The following is a 21,002-nucleotide window of genomic DNA, read 5'->3' as shown; positions in this document are numbered from 1 at the left end:
TTAAAAAGATGTGCCCGCCGGGGGACGGAGCACAAAAACATTTGCGGTTACATTGCCTATCCCAGCCGACTGGTTCACTTGCAACACACCGCTCACCCCGCGGAAGGCATCACCGGAAATCGACGCCGTGCGGAACTGATCGTTGAGGTTGTTGTGGCCAGTCGGGCCACCCTTGGAGATCGCAGCGGATAGTGCCGTATCCGATACGCTCGCCACTCCAGACGCATCGCCAGTCACAATGACGGTCGCGTTGCGTTGAAGATTGCCGGCACCGCTCGCCTGGTTGACTTGCGTCACCCCCGAGGTGCCTGAAAATGCATTGCCCTGAATTGCGGCGCTTGCTGCACCCGTCGTCGTGGTGACGAGTGCCTGTTGATTCGTGCTCGACGTACCGACCGTGAGGCCACCGCCGTTGGAAAGCACCGTGCTGTTGGCCTGCGCGTTATTCACGCCGGCTGCCTGATTCACACCGAGGGCGCCGGCCACACCGACCGCAGCGCCGTTTTCGATGGTGGCGTGCGTGCCGGTCAGCTCACCGTTCGTGATCCAGATGTCCTGTGCGCGAGACATGCCGCTGATGACAGTCAAAGCGGTCGTCGCGGCCAGCGCGATAGCGCGCAAGGCATTGCGTTGTGCGCTCATTTCGCCGCTCCTGCTGCACCGATCGTGGAGAGCGGCGCGAGCGCCGAGTTGATCACCGACGGGACGAGCGTGCCGATGCTGCCGATACCGCCGCCCGCCGATCCGGCCGCGAAGCCACCGCCGACACCATTGCTGGTATTCAGTGCGTTACCGCCGCGGGCGTTGCCAACGAGCACGCCCATCACCGGGTCCATCCCCGAGCGCACGGCACCGGTCACGAGTCCGGCCGAGGCGTGCGCCGTCAGATCGTTATCCGTCACCGCCGTCACCGCACCCAACGCGGTGCCGAACGGTCCCGTAGGAAACGCCGAGACGGCGAGACCGATCTGATTTTCATCGCGCGGCAGGCCGCGATAAGCGATCCGCGGGCCGATGTTGCGCTCGATCACGATATCGCCCGGCGTCGCCGGTTCGGCCTTGGCCTGGCCGGGGAGCATTGCCGGTGTGAGCGCCACGAGCAACGTGGCGAACACAGCAGGCGAGAATGAAAGTTGGGTCATGTCGATCACCGCGTGGTGTAGGTCACACGCGTCACCTGGACATTGCCCACGCCGTTCGACAGTTGCTGCGGACGCGGCGTCGGCGTGATACCGCCGGGCAGTTCGTCCCACAACGTCACACCATTGGCGAGTGCCATGCCGGGCGACTTGACCATCGCGGCGCCCTGCAAATTGCGGCCGCGCTGGCTTCCCAGTTGTTCGTCGTCGATACGGGCAGCGGCGAGCGGCATATTCGACGCGCCGATGGTCTGGCTGTCGTCGTTGCCTGCCACTGCGGGGGCTTGCTCCGGCGCCACGGAGGTGGCGTCGGCGACCGGCGCCGCGATGGCGGCATCCGCGTCGGAAATCGGGGCGGCGAGCATCGACGGCGTCGTGAACGATGCCGGCACCATCGAGCCAGTGAGCATTGCCAGCTGCATGAGCGGCGAGCGCGAGATGTTGTCCTGCGCTTGCGCCGGTGCAGCGCACAGTCCGAGTGCCACAACGATGGCAGCACTCAGTGCGCCTGCGCCGTGTCGTACGCGGTACTGCATTTCGGTGGTGAGAATTCGCATCGCTATGTCCTCCTTGCCCGGACCAATAAAGCGACTTCCGTGCCACCCCGCTTAAGTGCTTGAAAACATTGACGTTAAATTTTCAGCCCTGCTGGCACACCGGGGCGAGTGGCCGAAAACGTTTCAGCATTGATACGTGGGGGGTGCCAGGCGGCGTTTGTCACGTCATCGACGCACAACCCAAACATTCCGAACTACGAACGATATCGGCGCGAGCAGCGACGCGTGCCGAAAACGCCCTATTTACAAGGGTCTCGCGTGACAGATTTGCGGCAGATTGTGGGGGAAGGAACGAAACGACACGGGGCCGTCACAGTCGCCCGATTTTTTCGACGCCGCGATTTCCACCCCGGATGTTTCATCTTTGATGTGTGTTCGGGACAACCCTCGCACGCGATATTTCGAAACTTGAGGCAACGCAAAGCGTATGAAACGGTGGCGTCGAAAGACATCATGGGAATGCCCGGAATCGCCCGTCGTTATTGGCGATGCCAGCAGTCGCAAAATGCGACGATGGGGCAAAACGGGGGAGGGAAATGTGTTTGACGCGCGATGTTTCCGCGCGCCACGGACGCATCGATCGATGCATCTCGCGGCACATTGAACAGCGCATTGCACAGCACATCGACCGCGCAATACTCAGGAGCCCAAAAAGAAACGACCGCCCTGCTCATCGCAGGACGGTCGCCCTCTCTTCGCCAGAAGATATCAGGCCGGCACGCCCGATTCGTCACCGCGCAATCCGTACCGGCACATGAGGCGGTACAGCGTAATGCGCGAGATTCCCAACTCTGCAGCCACTTCCGTCAAACGGTGACAGTGGCGCAGCAACGCTTGCTCGATGGCCGTTTTTTCGGCCTCCGCGCGAATTTCCTCCAGCGTGCGCACCAGCGTCGGCACCCACGGCAGAAGGTCGAGATCCTTGGCCGAAATCATGCGACTGTCGGCCATCACGATGGCTCGTCGAACGCGGTTGATCAACTCGCGCACGTTACCCGGCCAGTGATATTCATACATCGCCTGCACCGCGCACTGCGTGAAGCCGCGGATCTTGCGATGGTTGTCGCCTTTGAAACGCTGGAGTACGTGATGGGCAAGAATCTCAATGTCCTGCCCGCGCGCGCGCAGCGGCGGTTCGTCTACACGCAGCACGCACAGACGATGGAACAGATCCATCCGGAAGCGCCCTTCTTTCACGGCCGTCTCGAGATCGACGTGTGTCGCGGAAATGATGCGCACATTGACCGGGATGACTTCGTGGCCGCCCAGACGCTCGATCGCGCCCTGCTGCAGGAAGCGCAGCAGACTCGCCTGACTCTCGATGGGCAGGTCGCCGATTTCGTCGAGGAACAGCGTGCCGCCATTGGCAGACTCGACGCGACCGACTTTACGCGCGTTGGCGCCGGTAAAAGCCCCACGCTCGTAGCCAAATAGTTCGGACTGCATCAGATGTGGCGGAATCGCGCCACAGTTGATGGCGACGAATGGCCCCTTCGCACGCAACGAGCGCTCGTGGATCGCTACCGCGCTCAGTTCCTTGCCCGTGCCCGACTCGCCCGAGATGAAGACCGGGGCATCGGTGTTGGCCACTTTGCGAATGGTGCGAAAGAGTTGCTGCATCGCTTCACACGTGCCGACCATTTCCTGGTCGCCGCCGACTTGCGGCGTGATGATCGGCACTTCACACAGCGATGCCATGCCCCATGCATGCCCGATCGAATGCGCGAGCTGGTCGTTCGTGCAAGGCACGTTGACGTAGTCGAAGCAATAGTCGCGAATAAGGCGACGGATCGACGTCGTCGAAAGTTGTTCGGGATTTGTTGCGGCAACCCAGCCGACCGTGGCCGGTTGCATGCAGGACTCGAACGCGCCCATCTCGCGGTCGCTATAACCGCTCGCCAGGTCGATGAGTGCTGCGCTGGTGACCCCCGGATTGAGAATGCGACCGACGTCGCTGGCGCTCTTGGCCGGTACGACTTGCCAGCCTTGCTCTCCCAAAAACGACAGTAAACCGTCGTTGTGCTTTCGGGAAGCGTAAATCAGGGTGCGCCCGGTATCGTTAGCCATACCTTAACTCCCTGCCTAAGCAGTGCCTGCGCGCAAATTATTAGGTCTAAGACCGGGATATGCACAACAGGTTAAACGGCCCCACGCCGCCCGGGAGTTATAGGTGTTCCCCGTGTTGTTGGGTCCCCAAGTCGGCAGGTTCAGTCTAGAAGACGGGGGTATGCCCAGATATAGCGAATAACAGCTAATCCGATTGGATGAGAGTACGAGTACCTACGCGCAAAGGCGGACGGCGTCACGTCCGCGTCATGCTCAGAGCGTATGTCTGTCGAGGACTGCACGGGCGATTGTGCCGGCGTCCACATACTCCAGTTCGCCTCCGACCGGCACGCCTCGCGCAAGCCGGCTGACGCGCAATCCGCGCGCCTTGAGCGTCTGTCCGATGTAGTGGGCGGTGGCTTCGCCTTCGTTGGTGAAGTTGGTGGCGAGCACCACTTCCTTGACCACGCCGTCGGTGGCGCGGCGAATCAGTTGCTCGAAATGGATCTCGCCCGGCCCCACGCCGTCGAGCGGCGACAGATGGCCCATTAGGACGAAATACAGACCCTTGAAGGTCATCGTCTGCTCAAGCATGTTCTGATCGGCGGGCGTTTCCACCACACACAACAGGCTTGTATCGCGCTCGGGATCGAGGCACGTCTCGCAGATTTCCACTTCGGTAAAGGTATTGCAGCGCGCGCAATGGCGGATCTGCTCGGAGGCATGCACCAGCGCCTCGCCCAGCCGCACCGCGCCTTTGCGGTCACGTTGCAGCAGATGGTAAGCGATACGTTGGGCGGACTTCGGGCCGACGCCCGGCAACGCGCGCAAGGCGTCGACGAGTTCCTGAAGGCTCGAGAGCTGGAGCTGGGGCATGCGTCGTCTTTCTATGGAAGCTGACCGGTCAGGCTCAGAACGGCATCTTGAAGCCCGGCGGCAGCGGCAGACCGGCGGTCAGGCCGCCCATCTTTTCCTCAGCCGTTGCTTTAGCCTTGCGAGTGGCGTCGTTGATCGCCGCAGTCACGAGGTCTTCCAGCATGTCCTTGTCGTCGGCCAGCAGGCTCGGATCGATGCTCACGCGACGCGCTTCGTTCGCACAGGTCATCACGACCTTCACCAGACCCGCGCCCGACTGACCCTCAACTTCGATCTGAGCCAGCTGTTCTTGCGCCTTCTTCATGTTTTCCTGCATTTGCTGAGCCTGTTTCATCAGACCCGCGATGTTTCCTTTCAGCATCTTGACTCCTAGTAAATCGTGTGGGGTGCCTGTTGGGTGCTTTCACGCAGGGCGTTCATGGCCTGTCGGATCGACAGGAAGACACCAAACGTGCGTTTAGGGATAAGGATTCGAAAATCCGTCATCCATTTACGAAAGCGAACTTGCTTATTGTACCGGGCGAATGCTTCCCGGAAGGATCTGGGCGTCGAATTCCTCGATCAGCTCACGCATGAGCGGATCGTCGGCAATCGCCTGTTCGGCGGCCCGCTGCCGCGCCGCGGCCGCTTCCGCTGCCAGCGAAGCGGCGGTGGTGCCGACCTGACCCAGTTCGACGTGCAGTTGCACGTCGTCGCCGAAATGCTCCGAGAGCACCTGACGCAGTTTGTCGGTGGTCGCCGCGTCCGCCAGTTGGCGCAATGGCACGCGCAAGTGCAAGGCGCGCCCCGCCACCTCCGTCAATTCGCTCTGAAAGGCCAACTGTTGTGCGAGACCCCGTGCCGGGATCTCAGCGGCCAATGCTGGCCATTCGCCCGAAAAGACCGGGGCGACGCCGTCGGCTTCGCGATAGACGCAGGCGCGCGGTGCCGCCGCCGGGGTGGGTGCTGCGGCTGACGTCCCTGCAGATGCAGCAGGCTCGGGCTCCGGATCGGCACCGGCCGGTGCTTCGTCCGACGCGCGTGCCGTGCCAGCGCGATTGGCGTTGGTGCTGCCACCGGCGCGCCCTGCCGTGCCCTTGCGTCCCGCGTTCAGCGCAGCGAGCGCGGCACGTGCAGGCGACATCGGTGCACCGTCGGTCGGTGCACTGGTGCGTGCGGCCGGTGCGCGGCGCGCTTCCGGTTGTGCTGCCGGTGCCGATGTGGCTGCAGGTGCGGCCGATGCGCGCGGCGTCGACTCGCCGCCCATCGGGGTGCGCGAAGGCGCTGGCGCGGCCGACGCGGTCGCAGGCATCGCACGCGCAGCACCTGCGGCCTGTGGCGTCGGCGGTTCGGCGAGCGTGCCTCCCGCGAGCAACGGCGTGAACGCCGCCATGCGCAACAGCGCCATCGAGAAACCGGTGTATTCGTCGGGTGCCAGGCCGAGTTCGCCGCGCGCACGCGTGGCGATCTGGTAATAGAGCTGAACCGCTTCGGGCGACAGCGCTTGGGCCAGACGTCGCACGTCCGCCGCTTCGGGCCAGTCGTCGGACACGGCCTGCGGCGCGTATTGCGCCAGTGCGATCTTGTGGAGCAGGCTGCCGAGATCCTGCAGCCCCGACGCGAACGAGAAACTGCGCTCGGCCATTTCGTCGGCAATCGCGAGCAGATCTGTGCGCGACTCGTCTTTGAGGGCGTCGAGCAGACGCACCAGCACGCTCTGGTCGATCGCGCCGAGCATGCCGCGCACGGCCGTCTCGGTGAGCGGTCCGGCGGCGTAAGCGATGGCCTGATCGGTGAGCGATAGCGCATCGCGCATGCTGCCGCCCGCCGCTTTGGCGAGCAGGCGCAACGCTTGCGGTTCGTTCTCGATCCCTTCTTCGCCGAGGATGTTCGTGAGGTGCGACACGATATGCCCTGCCGGCATCTGCTTCAGATTGAATTGCAGACAGCGGGAAAGCACGGTGACCGGAATCTTCTGGGGATCGGTCGTCGCGAGAATGAATTTGACGTGCGCGGGCGGTTCTTCGAGCGTCTTGAGCATCGCATTAAAGGCGTGCCCGGTGAGCATGTGCACTTCGTCGATCATGTAGACCTTGAAGCGCGCGTCCGCCGGTGCGTAGACCGCCTTTTCGAGTAGCGACGTCATTTCGTCGACGCCACGGTTCGAGGCCGCGTCCATTTCGACGTAATCGACGAAGCGCCCTTCGTCGATGGCCTTGCACGCCTTACAGACGCCGCAAGGTTCCGCCGTAATCCCCGTCTCGCAATTGAGCGCTTTGGCCAGAATGCGCGAAAGCGTCGTCTTGCCGACGCCGCGCGTGCCGGTAAACAGATAGGCGTGATGCAGGCGCTGTTGCTCGAGCGCGTGCGTCAACGCACGCACGACATGCTCCTGGCCCACCAGGGTCGAGAAGCCTTTGGGGCGCCATTTGCGCGCGAGTACTTGATAGGTCATGCCAAATTGTAACAGTTCGGCGTTGGGCTTCCGCACCGATGTCAACGCCCGATCGGACGTTGATCGGGCACGATTTTCCGGCCAGATTCGGCAGGCTATCGCTGCGATAGAAAAAAATGTGGGGCGATTCTACCAAGCCCTTCGACACCACGCGAGACGCGGGATGAGGCGAACGCTGCCATCACCACGACCTGGCGCATATCGACGACGAACGCATCCCGTCCCTGGACAATGAGGGCAACGCGACGAGGCTTCAAGGGGAATCGTGAGTGCGCAGAACGCGCGAGGAACATCGATGAAACAAGGAGATAGGTGACGAGCCTGACCCTCGGCACTGGTAGAAAACGGCTGTGGCTGCTTCGTTCCCGACCTGACCAGATTGGCCGCGCCACCATGCGAGGAGGCCCGTCAGGGAAAGATTCTACCAGAACGGACTCCCCAACAGAAGCCCATTACGCCAAATTTCGACACGCAACGCGCATGCGCCGAGCCATTTCCCGTTATCAGGGAACGGGCCAAAGCCCATCGAACAAGCCTCTAGCATGAAATTGGACTGCATTCGCACATGCAACCGCGCAACGCTATTGCAGCCTCCCCGAGGAGCATGTGTCGACACCCTTAGGGCCACGTTACGCCAGCGACTCGCGAAATGGCGTCCACTTTTTCCGCAATTTAACGGAGCTGACCACCTATGAACAACGTCACAACCATTAGTGATTTCGCACAATTCAGAACATTCATTATCGAGACCGACAAACTGACAGTCGCTTGTTTCGAACAATGTTCGAGCACGGCGGACAAACAGTTCGCCGCAGAATTCGAGGCAATCGCAAACAAATACTGCGACAGCGCGCGCTTCCTCAAAGCCTATCTGAATGAATGCGAGAACGTCGCCAACGACCTTGGCATCCAAACGACACCCACCGCCGTATTTTTTCAAGGATGGCAAAGAAGTCTGGAATGTGCCTGGGGTAACCCCTGAACTGTTGTCACAAAGTATCGACTACGTCCTGAAAAATTGAATCGACCGTAGATTTCGCGGGCGACGCACGCCGCGATGCGCCGCCCCTGGCGCTTCCCCGGCGTTAGCACACGCGACGTCATGACTTGCCGCGCCTCGGGCAAGCCTTGGCAATTTCCGCTAAGATGAGCACAAACTGCATTGGCGAACGCTATTGAAGCCCGCGATTGCAGCCTCCATATGGAGAATGCACGCCCGCGAAAGCTGGGTGACATCTCCAGCGTCGGTGAAAACAAGCGGCGTATGGCGCCATTTTCATCGGACGTTTCCGAATAGTCAGACGAGGCAACAATTCTCATGAGCGAAACTATCAAGCACATCACCGACGCCAGCTTCGACGCGGACGTTTTGAAATCCGACAAGCCGGTGCTGCTCGACTTCTGGGCAGAATGGTGCGGCCCCTGCAAGATGATCGCCCCGATCCTCGACGAAGTGTCGAAGGAATACGGCGACAAAGTGCAGATCGCCAAGATCAACGTGGACGAGCACCAGGGCGTGCCGGCCAAGTTCGGCATTCGCGGCATCCCGACGCTGATCCTGTTCAAGAACGGCGCTGTCGCCGCTCAGAAGGTCGGTGCCCTGTCGAAGTCGCAACTGACCTCGTTCCTCGACGGCAATCTGTAAAACGTCGATGACAAGTGCCGGGGCCTTTGTCGCCACAGTGCGACACCCCGGCAGGGCTCAAGCAGCGCAGTGCTTGCGCCTGACGCTGCTTGCTATATAATCCGCCCAAAAGCACCCCAAAGTTCTTCGAGCGTTCGCTCACTTTTCCCTGATCATTCACTTGTCGTCCAGCGGACGGCACCTCCGTATGCATTTATCCGAACTAAAGTCCCAGCACGTCTCCGAGCTGCTAGAAATGGCGAACGGTCTCGAAATCGAGAACGCCAACCGCCTTCGCAAGCAGGAGCTGATGTTCGCCATTCTTAAGAAGCGCGCAAAGTCCGGCGAAACCATCTTTGGCGACGGTACGCTCGAAGTGCTGCCGGACGGCTTCGGTTTCCTGCGCTCGCCCGAGACGTCGTATCTGGCCAGCACGGACGATATCTATATCAGCCCGTCGCAGATCCGCCGCTTCAACCTGCATACCGGCGACACGATCGAAGGGGAAGTGCGTACGCCGAAAGACGGCGAGCGTTATTTCGCGCTGGTGAAGGTCGACAAAGTCAACGGCCACCCGCCTGAGGCCTCGAAACATAAGATCATGTTCGAGAACCTCACGCCGCTGCACCCGAACAAGCCGCTGCTGCTTGAGCGCGACATTCGCGGCGAAGAGAACGTGACGGGCCGCATCATCGACATGATCGCCCCGATCGGCAAGGGCCAGCGTGGTCTGCTGGTTGCTTCGCCGAAGTCCGGTAAGACCGTGATGCTCCAGCACATCGCTCACGCGATCACGGCCAATCACCCGGAAGCCAAGCTCTTCGTGCTGCTCATCGACGAGCGCCCGGAAGAAGTGACGGAAATGCAGCGCTCGGTGCGCGGCGAAGTGATCGCGTCGACGTTCGACGAACCGGCCACGCGTCACGTTCAGGTTGCGGAAATGGTCATCGAGAAGGCCAAGCGCCTGATCGAAATGAAAGAAGACGTGGTGATTCTGCTGGACTCGATCACGCGTCTGGCCCGCGCCTACAACACCGTGATCCCGGCATCGGGCAAGGTGCTGACCGGCGGCGTGGACGCCAACGCCCTGCAACGCCCGAAGCGCTTCTTCGGTGCGGCGCGTAACGTCGAAGAAGGTGGCTCGCTCACGATCATCGCCACGGCGCTGATCGAAACCGGCAGCCGCATGGACGACGTGATCTACGAAGAATTCAAGGGCACGGGCAACATGGAAGTGCACCTTGAGCGTCGCCTGGCGGAAAAGCGCGTCTATCCGTCGATCAACCTGAACAAGTCGGGTACGCGTCGCGAAGAACTGCTGATCAAGCCGGAAATCCTGCAAAAGATCTGGGTGCTGCGCAAGCTCATCTACGATATGGACGAAGCCGAAGCAATGGAATTCCTGCTTGGCAAAATCAAGCAGACGAAGAACAACGCCGAGTTCTTCGACCTGATGCGCCGCGGCGGCTGATCGGTACGATCCCACTCCCGCGCATCATGAGAAAAGCCGCGACATCCCGTCGCGGCTTTTTCATTGCACCGCTACGGCGCGTGCCTCCCCTGCCCCGAACACCCCACCGTGCCGCCCACGCGTTGACTCGCCCTGCGACGATGCTGGCTGTCACGATGCCTGTTATATGATGGGACGATACCGCGCGATCGCTGCCGGTACGCCTTCCCCCAAAGCAGTTCCCGAAGGAGAAATTGCAATGTCCGAGAAAGACGAATTGATGGCGGAAGCCTTCGCCCACCTGGAAGCCGGCGATCCCGAAACGGCCCTGGAGATCGGCAAACGGCTTGAGTCGATGCAGTACTCGGGCGCCTATGAGGTGCAGGCGATGGCCTACGCCGACATGGACGAAATGGAACAGGCAGTGACGGTACTCGAAGCCGGTGTCGCCCACGCGCCCGGCGTCTGGCTGCTCTGGCAGTTGCTCGGCAACTATCGCTCCGATCTCGGACGCTTCCCCGCCGCCATCGAAGCCTACGAGGCCGCAGGCAATTGCGCGCCGGACGAAGACCTCGTCATCGTCGACTTCAATCACGCCAACGCCCTCACCCGCCAGGGCGATTTCGCGGCCGCACAGACGCGCCTCGACCGCACGCTCGAAAGCCCGTATCTCGCCCAGACCGGACGCGCCTTCATCGAGAACGCCATCGCACTTCGCATGCACCTGTTCAACGCACAGGGCGAGCCGAAGGCGGCCATCGCCACGTACGAAGCACTGCACACGCAGGAGCACGACGAAGAAGGCAGCAATGTCTCGATGGCCGACGTGCTGGCCGAGCTCTCGCACGCTTACAAGCAGTCCGGCGACCACGACAAGGCGCTCGCGACCGCGCTGGAAGCCGTGCAACTCTACAAGTGGAGCGACGCCGCCCTGTGGGCCCTGCGCGCCGCCCGCGACGAACAGTCCGACACTGCCCGCGCGATGCATCTGATCGTGGAAGGTCAATGGTACGAGCCGCTGGAAGACGAAGATCCGGATGGCCCCGCCCCTGAGTTCGTGACCACCTACGACGTCGTGGCGGACGACGAAGCCGAGGCGCTGCGTCTGATCGCCGAATGCGAGCCGCCGCAGGTCCGCGAGTCGCTTCGCATTGCGGAAACGCATCCAATCGAGACCCATGACGACGAAGATGCCGAAGCCGCATCGTCGACGGCTTACAAAGGTGTCTACGCCACCGGCGATTACCACATGTATCAACCGGGCGAGGAAGGTGACTTGCTGGAAGAGTGAGCCGATATGACGTCGTCGGGCATCGCTCGATCGACGTCATGAGCGAGCAACACCCCAAACGAAAACGGGCACCGGAATCTCTCCGGCGCCCGTTTTTTTCAGGACGTCATGACTTCACGACGCTCCTCCCATCACTTCATCATTTATAGCCAGCGCGATCCAGAATGCGCTGTGCTTCCGGCAGATTCCTGGCAATCGTGCCGATGGGCACGTCTTCCGCCTTGAACTCGCCGAGGGCGACGAGCGCCGCATTGTCGACCTTCGTCGTCGGCACGGCCGGCCACTCGTTGTTGCCGTTGGCGAAGTATTGCTGCGCTTCGTCGCTCGCCAGATATTCGAGGAACTTGACCGCATTCGCGTGATTCGGCGCGTGCTTGGCAACGCCCGCCCCCGCTACGTTCACGTGCGTGCCCTTGCCCGCCTGATCCGGCCAGATGAAACCGACCTTCGACATGAGCGCCTTGTCTTCAGGCTTGTCCGAGCGCGCCATGCGCACGTAGTAATAGGAGTTGGCGAGTGCTACGCCGCACTCGCCCGTCGCCACGGCCTTGATCTGATCGGTGTCGCCACCGCGCGGCGCGCGAGCAAAGTTCGCTACCATGCCCTCAGCCCACTTCTGCGTGGCCTGAGCGCCTTCGCGTGCGACCAGTGCCCCCACCAGCGAGAGCATGTACGGATGCGATCCCGAGCGCGTGCAGACCTGTCCCTTGTGCGACGGATCGGCCAGCGATGCATACGTCTGTACCGTCTTCGGATCGACCTTGTCCTTGTTGTAGACGATCACGCGCGCACGCGTCGAGAAACCGTACCAGTCGGTGCCTGCCTTCGAACTCGCAGCGTGCAGCTTGGCCGGAATACGCGTGTCGAGCGTGGCCGACTTGGTCGGCTGGAACAGACCGGCTTCGTCCGCCTTCGCCAGACGCGCCGCGTCGACCATGAGAATGACGTCCGCCGGGCTCTTCGCCCCTTCGCTCTTCAGACGCTCCAGCAGCGCCGCGTCGTCCGCTTCGATGCGATTGATCTTGATGCCGGTCTGCTTGGTGAACGTGCCATAAAGCTGCTCGTCGGTCTGATAGTGACGCGCCGAGTACAGGTTCAGCACGCCATTGATGTCCGCTTGCGCGCCGAATGCCGCAGCCATTGCAGTGCCGAGCACCGTCAGTCGCGCCAGTTTGCCGATCGTCTTCGCCTTCATGGGCTATTCCCCTCGCAGTCATGGTTTTACAGAGAGGAACAGGATAATGAAAAATCATTATCAACGCAAATGATTCCCATTTGCATTAATTCATATATTCACTATCGGAGACGGGAAAATCGCAGGAGGGAGGAAAGATGCCGAACGGCGACGAGGAGCGAAGCGAAACCTCTCGAGTAACGGCAAATAAGACGAAGTGCTGTGCCAAAGGTTCCACATCAGGTCACCTTCCATTGATGACACCCTCGAAAAGTGAACTGATGAGTGTCCTCGACGCTCCAATCGCCGTAAAATTGCGCGTCGACGCACCGGCCACCCCATCACAACGATTCAAGGTGCCGCGCGCGTCTGTCCTGCCCTGCCGGAGTTTCCCCTTGTTGTCGTTGATCCCAAATCTGCGTCGCGCACGCACCTCGTTCGCCGCGCTTGCCGTGGCCGCCCTGATCGCCGGGTGCGCCAGCGCACCTCCGATGAATTCGCAAGGCCCGTCGGCCTCGGTTCCGACGACGGTCCCGCCGACCGCTCAGTCACAAACGGTCCCGGCCACGCCCATCGCCCCGCCCAAGATCATCCGCCCGTTAAAGATCGGTCTGGCGCTCGGCGGCGGTGCCGCACGCGGCTTTGCGCACGTTGGCGTCATCAAGGCACTCGAAGCCCGCGGGATCCATGCCGACATTGTGGTCGGCACCAGTGCCGGGAGCGTCGTGGGGGCGATGTACGCCTCGGGCCTGAACGGCTTCCAGCTGAACCGTCTGGCATCGACGATGGACGAAGCCTCGATCAGCGACTGGACGATGCCGTTCCGCTCGCGCGGCATGTTGCGCGGCGAGGCGCTCCAGTCGTACGTCAACAAGGTGCTCAAGGACCGCACGATCGAACAGATGCCGCGTCAGTTGGGCATCGTCGCCACCGATTTGCAGAGCGGCGCACCGATTCTGTTCCGTCGTGGCAACACCGGGCAGGCCGTGCGCGCGTCGAGCAGCGTGCCGGGCGTGTTCGAGCCGGTGCATATCGGCAATCGCGATTATGTCGACGGCGGCCTGGTCGCACCGGTACCGGCGGAGTATGCGCGTCAGATGGGGGCGGACTTTGTCATTGCCGTCGACATCTCGGCCAATCCGACGGCACAGGCCACGCAAGGTCAGTTCGACATCCTGATGCAAACGTTCACGATCATGGGTCAGTCGATCAAGCAGTACGAGCTGGAGAAGAATGCGGACGTCGTGATTCGTCCGTCGCTGGCGAAGATGGGGGCCTCGGACTTCCAGGGGCGCAACCGCGCGATTCTGGCGGGCGAGGAAGCCGTCGCCAAGATGTGGCCGGAGATCCAGCGTAAACTGGCCGATGCCCAGTCGGAAGCGCCCAAAGGCATGCCGCAGGCCTCACGCTAAGCCAGTGCTCCGCTGCGCCGCCCGCCTCAAACAAAAATGCCGCCCAATGGGCGGCATTTTTTCTTGCATCGAACCCTGCACTGTTCGCGGGGATCGACGACTTACATCGGGTGGTCGTTCTTGAAGAGCTGCTCGACGCGCGTGAGTTCGGCGCTGGCCTTGAGCGTCTCGACACGGCGAGCGCCATTGTAGCGAGCCGACCAGTACGATTCGCGCAAGTCTTCCACGCGGATCTTGCCTCCCGTTGCCGGGGCGTGCACGAACTTGTCGCCACCAATATAGATACCGACGTGGGAGAAGCTGCGACGCATGGTGTTGAAGAACACCAGATCGCCCGGTTTCAGATCGGTCTTGGCAATGCGCTCGCCCACCTGGCTCATTTCTTCCGAGCGGCGCGGCAGCATGAAATTGAGCGTGTCCTGGAACACATAGCGCACGAAGCCGCTGCAATCCAGGCCGCTGTCCGGCGTGTTGCCACCGTATTTGTAACGAACGCCGATGTAATTCAGCGCGCCAAGTACGACGTCCGACGCCTTGTCCGTCACATTCGACAACAGCTTCTGCGCACGTTGCACACGCGACTCTTCGACGACCGGCTGGGCGGCGTCGGTGGACACGGTGGTGACGTTTGCGGTGTTCGGGGAAGCGTTGCTGGCCTGAATAGCCGCTGCGGCAGCGCGGGCTGCGGCGGTCGGGCCATTGTTGTAGTCGTCAGCCTTCGCCGTCAACGAGGCGGTGACGAGGCCAGCGGCAGTGAACGCGAGAAGGAGTGTCTTGCGGGTGCGCGGAGGTTTCGTCTGCATTGGTCGCCGGGTTGGTTGAGTCGGATGGCCGATGAGTAGCTCGTCAGTTGCAACAGGATGCTGCTGTGTTGAAAACCTTCGAGTCACGCCCGGCTGACCCACCGCCGAACTTGTTGTCTGAACCGACCTCTGACGAGACCGGTTAACTCGTTGAATAATCAACTTAATTGGTACGCGATAGTAATGTGAACGTCACATGATGTCAAAAGGTAATAGAAAAAAACAATCAGCGCAATCAGGAAATTTTCATTAACAATCAATCGTTTGCGATTTAGCCGATGTTCTACGACGTTGTGTGACGTTTCACGGCAATGTCACGGACCTACAGCATGGCCGCCGCGACCAGCTCCCGGGTGTAGGCGTTTTGCGGATCAAAAAATACCGATTCCGTATCGCCCTGCTCCACCAGATGCCCGTCTTTGAACACCAGAACCCGGTGCGCCATCGCTCGCATGACCGCCAGATCGTGGCTGATGAAGAGGTAACTCAGGTTGTACTTGATCTGCAATTGGGCCAGCAGATGGAGCACTTGCTGCTGAATCGACACGTCGAGCGCACTCGTCGGCTCATCGAGCACCAGAATCTGAGGATCGACGATGAGCGCCCGGGCAATGGCAATCCGTTGCCGTTGACCACCGGAAAACTCATGCGGGTAACGCGACATGGCGCGCGCGTCGATGCCGACCTCGCGCAGCGTTTCTGCCACCTTGGTCCGCCGCTCGTCTTCGCTCATCTGCGGGCGATGTAACGCCAAACCCTCGCCCACGATTTCCTCGATCGTCATACGCGGCGACAGCGAGCCGAATGGGTCCTGAAACACGATCTGCATGCGTGAGCGCAAAGTGCGCTGCTTCGTGCCGCGATACGACGCCAGCGGTTCCCCCTGGAACTCGATCTGCCCCGCGCTCGTGTGCTGAAGACCGAGCATGGCCATCGCCAACGTCGTCTTGCCCGAGCCCGACTCACCGACCACCCCGAGCGTCTCGCCCTGACGCAGTGACAAATCGACCGGATGCACGGCCCGGAACCGACCGCGCTGGAACCAGCCGCGCACGCCCGGCTGCGCCGTCGCATAGTCCACAGTCACGCCTCGCCCTTCGAGCAACACTGGCGCAATCGGCAGCACCGGATGAATCTCCCGCTGCGGACGGCTGTCGATGAGCTTGCGCGTGTACGGGTGCTGCGGATTCGTGAACAGCGTCTCGGTGTCGGCGCACTCGACCAGCACGCCCTTCTCCATGACCGCCACGCGCTGCGCGAAACGTCGCACCAGATTCAGATCGTGCGTGATGAGCAGCACCGCCATACCGCGCTTCTCGGCGGCATCGCGCTGCAATTCCAGCAGCAATTCGATGATCTGCGCGCGGATGGTGACGTCGAGTGCCGTGGTCGGCTCATCCGCCAACAACAACTTGGGACGGCAGGCAAGCGCCATGGCAATCATGGCGCGCTGACGCTGACCGCCCGACAGCTCATGCGGGAAATGCGACACGCGCCGCTCCGGCTCGGGAATGCCCGTGCGGCGCAGCAGTTCGATGGCGCGCGACCTGGCGTCTTTCTTGGACAGCCCTTCGTGCAGCTCCAGCGCCTCGGCAATCTGCTCACCGATCGGATAGAGCGGATTGAGCGCCGTCATCGGCTCCTGGAAGATCATGGCGACGTCGTTGCCGCGCAGCCCGCGCATTTCGCGCTCGCTCACGGAAGCGAGATCCACACCGTCGAGCAGAATGCGCCCCTGAATCTGCGCGTCCTGCAACAGACGCAGAATGGCGAGCGCCGTCACGCTCTTGCCCGAGCCCGATTCACCGACGAGCGCGACCCGCTCGCCGCGCTCGATGGCAAGGCTCACATCCTTCACGGCTTCGGTATCGCCGAAGCGCACCGAGAGGTTTTCGATACTGAGGAGCGGCGCGTTCACATCGCCCCCCCGGCCGCAGCCTGCTTGTCCGCGACACGCGTGTCGAGCGCATTGCGCAAGGCGTCTCCCATGAACGTGAGCAACAACAACGTGAGCACGAGCACGACGAACGTCGCCAGCGAAATCCACCACGCGTCGAGGTTCGCCTTGCCCTGATTGAGCAGTTCGCCAAGGCTCGGTGTCGGCGGTGGCACGCCGAGCCCGAGGAAGTCGAGACTGGTGAGCGCCAGAATCGCCCCGCTCATCCGGAATGGCAGGAACGTGATCACCGGCGTCATGCTGTTGGGCAATACGTGACGTCGGATGATCTGCCAGTTCGACAGCCCCATCGCCCGCGCCGCGCGCACGTAATCCAGCTGACGGTTACGCAGGAATTCGGCCCGCACATAATCGGAAAGACCGATCCAGCCGAACAGCGACAGCAGCACGAACAACAGCCACAAATGCGGCTCGAAGATCGACGCGAAGATGATGAGCAGATACAGCTCGGGCAACGACCCCCAGATTTCGATCAGCCGCTGCAACGTGAGGTCGATGCGTCCGCCGTAAAAACCCTGCACCGCACCGGCGAGCATGCCGAGCAGCGTGCCCGAGACCGTGAGCGCCAGCGCGAAGATCACCGACAGCCGGAAGCCGTAGAGCAGCCGCGCGAAGACGTCGCGACCACGGTCGTCCGTCCCCAGCCAGTTTTCGGACGACGGCGGCGCCGGGTTCGGCACCTTCGAGAAATAGTTGATGGTGTCGTAGCTATAGCGCACCGGCGGATAGATCGCGAAGTTATCGCCCGCGCGAATGCGGTCTTCGATGAACGGATCGAGATAGTCCGTCGGCGTCGGGAAATCGCCGCCGAAGGTCGCTTCGGGATACGTCTTCACCAGCGGGAAGTACCACTGCCCCTCATACCGCACGACCCACGGTTTGTCGTTGGCGATGACCTCGGCAAACAAGCTGATGCCGAACAGCACGACGAAGGCGATGAGGCTCCAGTAACCGAGCCGGTGACTGCGAAAACGCCGCCAGACACGCCAGCGCGGCGAGCGCGATGCGGCATAGGACGTCGGGCGTTGCGATGGCGTGGCGGATCGGGTCACGTCAGTGCTCCACTCGATCGAATTGAATACGCGGATCGACCAGCACGTAGCAGAGGTCGGAGATGAGCTTGGTCACCAGCCCGATGAGCGTGAACAGATACAGCGAACCGAGCACGACCGGATAGTCGCGGCGCTGTACCGATTCGTACGACAGACGGCCGAGTCCGTCGAGCGAGAACAACGTTTCGATCAGCAGACTGCCCGCGAAGAACGCGCCGATGAACGCCGCCGGGAAGCCGGTGATGAGCGGAATCAGCGCATTGCGAAACACGTGCTTGAACAGCACCTTGCGTTCGGACAAACCTTTGGCACGCGCCGTGAGCACGTACTGACGGCGGATTTCATCGAGAAAGGCGTTCTTCGTCAGCATGGTGATGACGGCGAAGCTGCCGACCACGGACGCCGTCACCGGCAACGTGATGTGCCACAGATAGTCCATGATCTTCGCTGGCCACGACAGATCGCTCCAGTTGTCCGAGACGAGTTCTCGCAACGGGAACAACTGCCAGAATGTGCCGCCGCCGAACAACACCAGCAGCAACACGCCGAGCACGAAGCCAGGGATGGCGTAGCCCACCAGTACGACCAGACTCGTGAGCGTGTCGAAGCGAGACCCGTTGCGCACCGCCTTGGCGATACCCAACGGCACCGATATCAGGTAAGTGAGGAAGAACGTCCATAGCCCCAGCGAAATCGACACGGGTAGTTTCGAGACGATCAGCGACCACACGCTTTGGTGATGGAAATAGCTCTGCCCGAGATCGAAGCGCGCGAAGCGCTTGAGCATGAGCCAGTAGCGCTCCATCGGCGTTTTGTCGAAGCCGTAGAGTGCCTTGATCTGAGCGAGCTGCTGGGCGTCGATACCACGACGTCCGCGATAGTCGCTGCCGCCTCCACCGCCACTGGCCTCACCGCCACCGCCGCGCCCCTTGAGTTCGAGCATCACCTGCTCGACGGGGCCGCCGGGCACGAATTGAATCACCGCGAAGGTCAGCGTAATCACGCCGAGCAACGTCGGAATCATGATCAGCAGTCGTTTGAGAATGTAGGACCACATGATTAGCGGGTCACTCCTTTCGAAGCTGCTGAAGCTGCTGAATCTGCTGAAGTTGCCGGGGCGGACGCGCCTTGCGGTTCACCCTTCGTCGCCTTCTCTCCCTTCACACCGCCATCCCACCACATCGAGACGAGCCAGCCTTCAGCGGTGAAGTACAACGGCAATTTTTCAGGGAATTGCAGATTGCGTTTGTACGCCATGCGATGCGTCGACGAGAACCAGTGCGGCACGATGTAATAACCGTGCATCAGCACCCGGTCGAGCGCGCGCGCAGCGGCGACGAGATCGTCGTAGGTATGCGCGCGCACGAGGCTACCCAGCAGCGAATCGACCGCCGGATCCTTCAGGCCGATCACGTTATCCGACCCGTCCACGTTCGCCGATTGGCTGCCGAAGCGGTCGAGCAACTCGGTGCCGGGAATCTGCGAATCGGGATAGCGCAGCGAGATCATGTCGAAGTCGAACGTCTCGATGCGCTTTTGATAGAGCGCGAAATCGCTCTGACGGAAATTCAGTGTGATGCCGAGCTTCGCAAGATTGCGGGCATACGCCGATGCCACCGGCCCCATCGCCCCGCCATCGTCGAGAAATTCGAAGACGAACGGCTCGCCCTTCGCGTTACGCAGCGCGCCGTCGCGGTACGTCCAGCCCGCCTGCGCCAGCAGTTCACGCGCCTCGCGCAGGTTGTCGCGCAGGCTCGCGGGAGGCGTCGTCGTCGGCTGCACGACCATCGGCCCGAACACCGCCGGGTCGAGCTTCTTGCGCAGCGGTTCGAGCAGCTTCAACTCCGCCTCGCTGGGCATGCCGCGCGCGGCGAGGTCGCTGTTCGTGAAGTAGCTGTAGATGCGCTGATACTGGTTGTAGAACAGTTGACGGTTCAACCACTGATAGTCGAGCGCGAGGTCGAGCGCCTTACGCACGCGCACATCTTTGAACAAGTCGCGGCGCGTATTCACAATGAAGCCCTGCATGCCCGCCGCGTTGTGATGCGAGAACTCGCGCTTGATCAGCTCACCATCCTTGAAGCGCTTGCCAACGTAGCTGCGCACCCAACTCCGGGCACGGTATTCGGTGATCGCGTCGAACTCGCCCGCCTTGAAGCCTTCGAGCCGCACGATGTCATCGGAGTACAGCTTGTAGACGATGCGCTCGAAGTTGTACGTGCCACGTCGCACCGGCAGGTCGTTGCCCCAGTACTTCGGATCGCGCCGGAAGGTGATGCGACGCCCGCCGTCGTACGATTCGATCAGATAGGGGCCGCTCGCCACCGGACGCTCGAACGTCAGCGCATCGAACGCCTTCTTCTTGCCGTCCGCCCCCACGTTCCACTTGGGCGAGAAGACCGGGACCGACGCCACGAGCAGCGGCAGATCGGGGCTCACGCGCTTGAAATCGAACCGCACACGACGGTTGTCGAGCACACTCACGCCCTTCACATCGGCCAGCATCACCTTGAAGCCGGGCGCCGACTGCGGGCTCATCAGTGTGTCGAAGGAATATTTGACGTCCTGCGCCGTGACCGGGTCGCCATTGTTGAAGCGCGCCGCCGGGTTGAGGTGGAACGTGACGGAGGCGCCGTCGGGCGCGACGGCGATGTCGTCGGCCAGCAGACCGTAGACGGTCGCGGGCTCGTCGGCGCTGCCGATGCCGAGCGTCTCGAACATGAGCCCGGACACGCCCGGCGCTGACGTGCCTCGCAACGTGAACGGATTAAATTTATCGAAGCTGGTGCGGCGATCGGGGTTTGCGAGCGTCAACGTGCCGCCGCGTGGCGCATCGGGATTGACGTAATCGAAGTGCGTGAACCCCTGCGGATACTTCGGCTCGCCGTACTGGGCGATGGCATATTTCGCGTGGGCCGGGGACGTCGCCAGCAGACCGGCGGCCAGTGCCGCAGCAACGGGCGCGGTGCGCGACACCGTCAGTACTCGGGAAATGCGCCGGAAGCCGAAGCGTACGGCGCGAACGGAAGAGACGGCGAGATCGGCGCGCGGCGTCGGGAAAATCGAGGACGCCAGAGAGGTCACGAAACTGCGGAGCGAGCCCCGGGTCGTGTGTGGATGCCGTGTTGTGCGCGCGTTCATGCGTCTCCTGTGTTGGTCGGCCAGCGCCAGCCTGCCCCGGGATCCG

At 61.8% G+C, this 21,002-nt stretch carries 18 protein-coding genes and 1 other RNA gene; 5 read left to right on the top strand and 14 right to left on the bottom strand.

The window, feature by feature from the left end:
• The 8 genes from NTU39_RS10895 to ffs all read right to left on the bottom strand — a co-directional run bounded on the left by NTU39_RS10895 (position 1) and on the right by ffs (position 7,462).
• Positions 1-642, bottom strand: coding sequence for a FapB/FapC family functional amyloid domain-containing protein (locus NTU39_RS10895; RefSeq protein ID WP_257959816.1), 642 nt, complete (start codon positions 640-642; stop codon positions 1-3).
• Positions 639-1,142, bottom strand: a complete 504-nt coding sequence (locus NTU39_RS10890) for a FapA family amyloid fibril periplasmic chaperone (protein ID WP_257959815.1) — start codon at positions 1,140-1,142, stop codon at positions 639-641. Before NTU39_RS10890 ends, NTU39_RS10895 begins: the two co-directional genes overlap by 4 nt.
• Before the next feature lie 5 nt (positions 1,143-1,147).
• The gene (locus tag NTU39_RS10885) at positions 1,148-1,696 is read right to left on the bottom strand and encodes a hypothetical protein (RefSeq protein WP_150664916.1); all 549 of its coding nucleotides are present in this window, start codon (positions 1,694-1,696) and stop codon (positions 1,148-1,150) included.
• A 708-nt stretch (positions 1,697-2,404) separates the two neighbouring features.
• Positions 2,405-3,763: a sigma-54 dependent transcriptional regulator gene (locus NTU39_RS10880; RefSeq protein WP_039399105.1), complete on the bottom strand. Its 1,359-nt coding sequence runs from the start codon at positions 3,761-3,763 to the stop codon at positions 2,405-2,407.
• Between the two features lie 252 nt (positions 3,764-4,015).
• On the bottom strand, positions 4,016-4,618 hold the full coding sequence (gene recR, locus NTU39_RS10875) for a recombination mediator RecR (RefSeq protein ID WP_039399107.1): 603 nt from the start codon (positions 4,616-4,618) through the stop codon (positions 4,016-4,018).
• Between the two features lie 34 nt (positions 4,619-4,652).
• Positions 4,653-4,979 (bottom strand): YbaB/EbfC family nucleoid-associated protein, encoded by a 327-nt coding sequence (locus tag NTU39_RS10870; protein WP_150664915.1) that lies wholly within the window; start codon positions 4,977-4,979, stop codon positions 4,653-4,655.
• 147 nt (positions 4,980-5,126) lie between these two features.
• Positions 5,127-7,052 (bottom strand): DNA polymerase III subunit gamma/tau, encoded by a 1,926-nt coding sequence (gene dnaX, locus NTU39_RS10865; protein ID WP_257959814.1) that lies wholly within the window; start codon positions 7,050-7,052, stop codon positions 5,127-5,129.
• 311 nt (positions 7,053-7,363) lie between these two features.
• Positions 7,364-7,462: signal recognition particle sRNA small type (gene ffs, locus NTU39_RS10860), an RNA gene on the bottom strand.
• Between the two features lie 281 nt (positions 7,463-7,743).
• Between ffs and NTU39_RS10855 the strand changes: the two genes are divergently transcribed.
• The 4 genes from NTU39_RS10855 to NTU39_RS10840 all read left to right on the top strand — a co-directional run bounded on the left by NTU39_RS10855 (position 7,744) and on the right by NTU39_RS10840 (position 11,417).
• The gene (locus NTU39_RS10855; protein ID WP_257959813.1) at positions 7,744-8,034 is read left to right on the top strand and encodes a thioredoxin family protein; all 291 of its coding nucleotides are present in this window, start codon (positions 7,744-7,746) and stop codon (positions 8,032-8,034) included.
• 336 nt (positions 8,035-8,370) lie between these two features.
• Positions 8,371-8,697, top strand: coding sequence for a thioredoxin TrxA (gene trxA, locus NTU39_RS10850; protein WP_039399110.1), 327 nt, complete (start codon positions 8,371-8,373; stop codon positions 8,695-8,697).
• Between the two features lie 187 nt (positions 8,698-8,884).
• A complete protein-coding gene (rho, locus tag NTU39_RS10845; protein WP_039399112.1) occupies positions 8,885-10,147 on the top strand; it encodes a transcription termination factor Rho in 1,263 nt (420 codons plus the stop codon).
• Between the two features lie 238 nt (positions 10,148-10,385).
• Positions 10,386-11,417, top strand: coding sequence for a tetratricopeptide repeat protein (locus NTU39_RS10840; RefSeq protein ID WP_174984751.1), 1,032 nt, complete (start codon positions 10,386-10,388; stop codon positions 11,415-11,417).
• 139 nt (positions 11,418-11,556) lie between these two features.
• Here NTU39_RS10840 and NTU39_RS10835 read toward each other — a convergent pair whose 3' ends face one another.
• Positions 11,557-12,612, bottom strand: a complete 1,056-nt coding sequence (locus NTU39_RS10835; RefSeq protein ID WP_373275374.1) for an extracellular solute-binding protein — start codon at positions 12,610-12,612, stop codon at positions 11,557-11,559.
• A gap of 236 nt (positions 12,613-12,848) precedes the next feature.
• Between NTU39_RS10835 and NTU39_RS10830 the strand changes: the two genes are divergently transcribed.
• Positions 12,849-14,003 carry a patatin-like phospholipase family protein gene (locus NTU39_RS10830; RefSeq protein WP_373275373.1) on the top strand — a complete coding sequence of 385 codons (1,155 nt, stop codon included), beginning with the start codon at positions 12,849-12,851 and terminating at the stop codon, positions 14,001-14,003.
• Between the two features lie 101 nt (positions 14,004-14,104).
• Here NTU39_RS10830 and NTU39_RS10825 read toward each other — a convergent pair whose 3' ends face one another.
• From NTU39_RS10825 to NTU39_RS10805, 5 genes are all read right to left on the bottom strand, one after another.
• Positions 14,105-14,806, bottom strand: coding sequence for a C40 family peptidase (locus tag NTU39_RS10825; protein ID WP_150664910.1), 702 nt, complete (start codon positions 14,804-14,806; stop codon positions 14,105-14,107).
• Between the two features lie 322 nt (positions 14,807-15,128).
• Positions 15,129-16,724 carry an ABC transporter ATP-binding protein gene (locus NTU39_RS10820; protein ID WP_257959812.1) on the bottom strand — a complete coding sequence of 532 codons (1,596 nt, stop codon included), beginning with the start codon at positions 16,722-16,724 and terminating at the stop codon, positions 15,129-15,131.
• The gene (locus NTU39_RS10815) at positions 16,721-17,815 is read right to left on the bottom strand and encodes an ABC transporter permease (RefSeq protein WP_150664908.1); all 1,095 of its coding nucleotides are present in this window, start codon (positions 17,813-17,815) and stop codon (positions 16,721-16,723) included. The genes NTU39_RS10820 and NTU39_RS10815 overlap by 4 nt, the downstream gene beginning before the upstream one ends.
• Position 17,816: 1 nt before the next feature.
• Positions 17,817-18,872 (bottom strand): microcin C ABC transporter permease YejB, encoded by a 1,056-nt coding sequence (locus NTU39_RS10810; RefSeq protein ID WP_046291582.1) that lies wholly within the window; start codon positions 18,870-18,872, stop codon positions 17,817-17,819.
• 2 nt (positions 18,873-18,874) lie between these two features.
• Positions 18,875-20,956: an extracellular solute-binding protein gene (locus NTU39_RS10805; protein WP_257959811.1), complete on the bottom strand. Its 2,082-nt coding sequence runs from the start codon at positions 20,954-20,956 to the stop codon at positions 18,875-18,877.
• Between the last annotated feature and the right edge of the window lie 46 nt (positions 20,957-21,002).

The sequence above is a fragment of the Pandoraea commovens genome (genome assembly GCF_024704525.1).
GTDB lineage: Bacteria > Pseudomonadota > Gammaproteobacteria > Burkholderiales > Burkholderiaceae > Pandoraea > Pandoraea commovens.
This window is presented reverse-complemented; position numbering and strand designations above follow the sequence as displayed.

Coding starts and splice junctions, on each gene's coding strand:
- NTU39_RS10810 (WP_046291582.1), bottom strand. CDS start 18,872: ATGTGGTCCTACATTCTCAAACGACTGCTGATCATGATTCCGACGTTG.
- NTU39_RS10890 (WP_257959815.1), bottom strand. CDS start 1,142: ATGACCCAACTTTCATTCTCGCCTGCTGTGTTCGCCACGTTGCTCGTG.
- dnaX (WP_257959814.1), bottom strand. CDS start 7,052: ATGACCTATCAAGTACTCGCGCGCAAATGGCGCCCCAAAGGCTTCTCG.
- NTU39_RS10855 (WP_257959813.1), top strand. CDS start 7,744: ATGAACAACGTCACAACCATTAGTGATTTCGCACAATTCAGAACATTC.
- recR (WP_039399107.1), bottom strand. CDS start 4,618: ATGCCCCAGCTCCAGCTCTCGAGCCTTCAGGAACTCGTCGACGCCTTG.
- NTU39_RS10835 (WP_373275374.1), bottom strand. CDS start 12,612: ATGAAGGCGAAGACGATCGGCAAACTGGCGCGACTGACGGTGCTCGGC.
- trxA (WP_039399110.1), top strand. CDS start 8,371: ATGAGCGAAACTATCAAGCACATCACCGACGCCAGCTTCGACGCGGAC.
- NTU39_RS10830 (WP_373275373.1), top strand. CDS start 12,849: ATGACACCCTCGAAAAGTGAACTGATGAGTGTCCTCGACGCTCCAATC.
- NTU39_RS10840 (WP_174984751.1), top strand. CDS start 10,386: ATGTCCGAGAAAGACGAATTGATGGCGGAAGCCTTCGCCCACCTGGAA.
- NTU39_RS10895 (WP_257959816.1), bottom strand. CDS start 642: ATGAGCGCACAACGCAATGCCTTGCGCGCTATCGCGCTGGCCGCGACG.
- NTU39_RS10880 (WP_039399105.1), bottom strand. CDS start 3,763: ATGGCTAACGATACCGGGCGCACCCTGATTTACGCTTCCCGAAAGCAC.
- NTU39_RS10870 (WP_150664915.1), bottom strand. CDS start 4,979: ATGCTGAAAGGAAACATCGCGGGTCTGATGAAACAGGCTCAGCAAATG.
- rho (WP_039399112.1), top strand. CDS start 8,885: ATGCATTTATCCGAACTAAAGTCCCAGCACGTCTCCGAGCTGCTAGAA.
- NTU39_RS10805 (WP_257959811.1), bottom strand. CDS start 20,956: ATGAACGCGCGCACAACACGGCATCCACACACGACCCGGGGCTCGCTC.
- NTU39_RS10885 (WP_150664916.1), bottom strand. CDS start 1,696: ATGCGAATTCTCACCACCGAAATGCAGTACCGCGTACGACACGGCGCA.
- NTU39_RS10825 (WP_150664910.1), bottom strand. CDS start 14,806: ATGCAGACGAAACCTCCGCGCACCCGCAAGACACTCCTTCTCGCGTTC.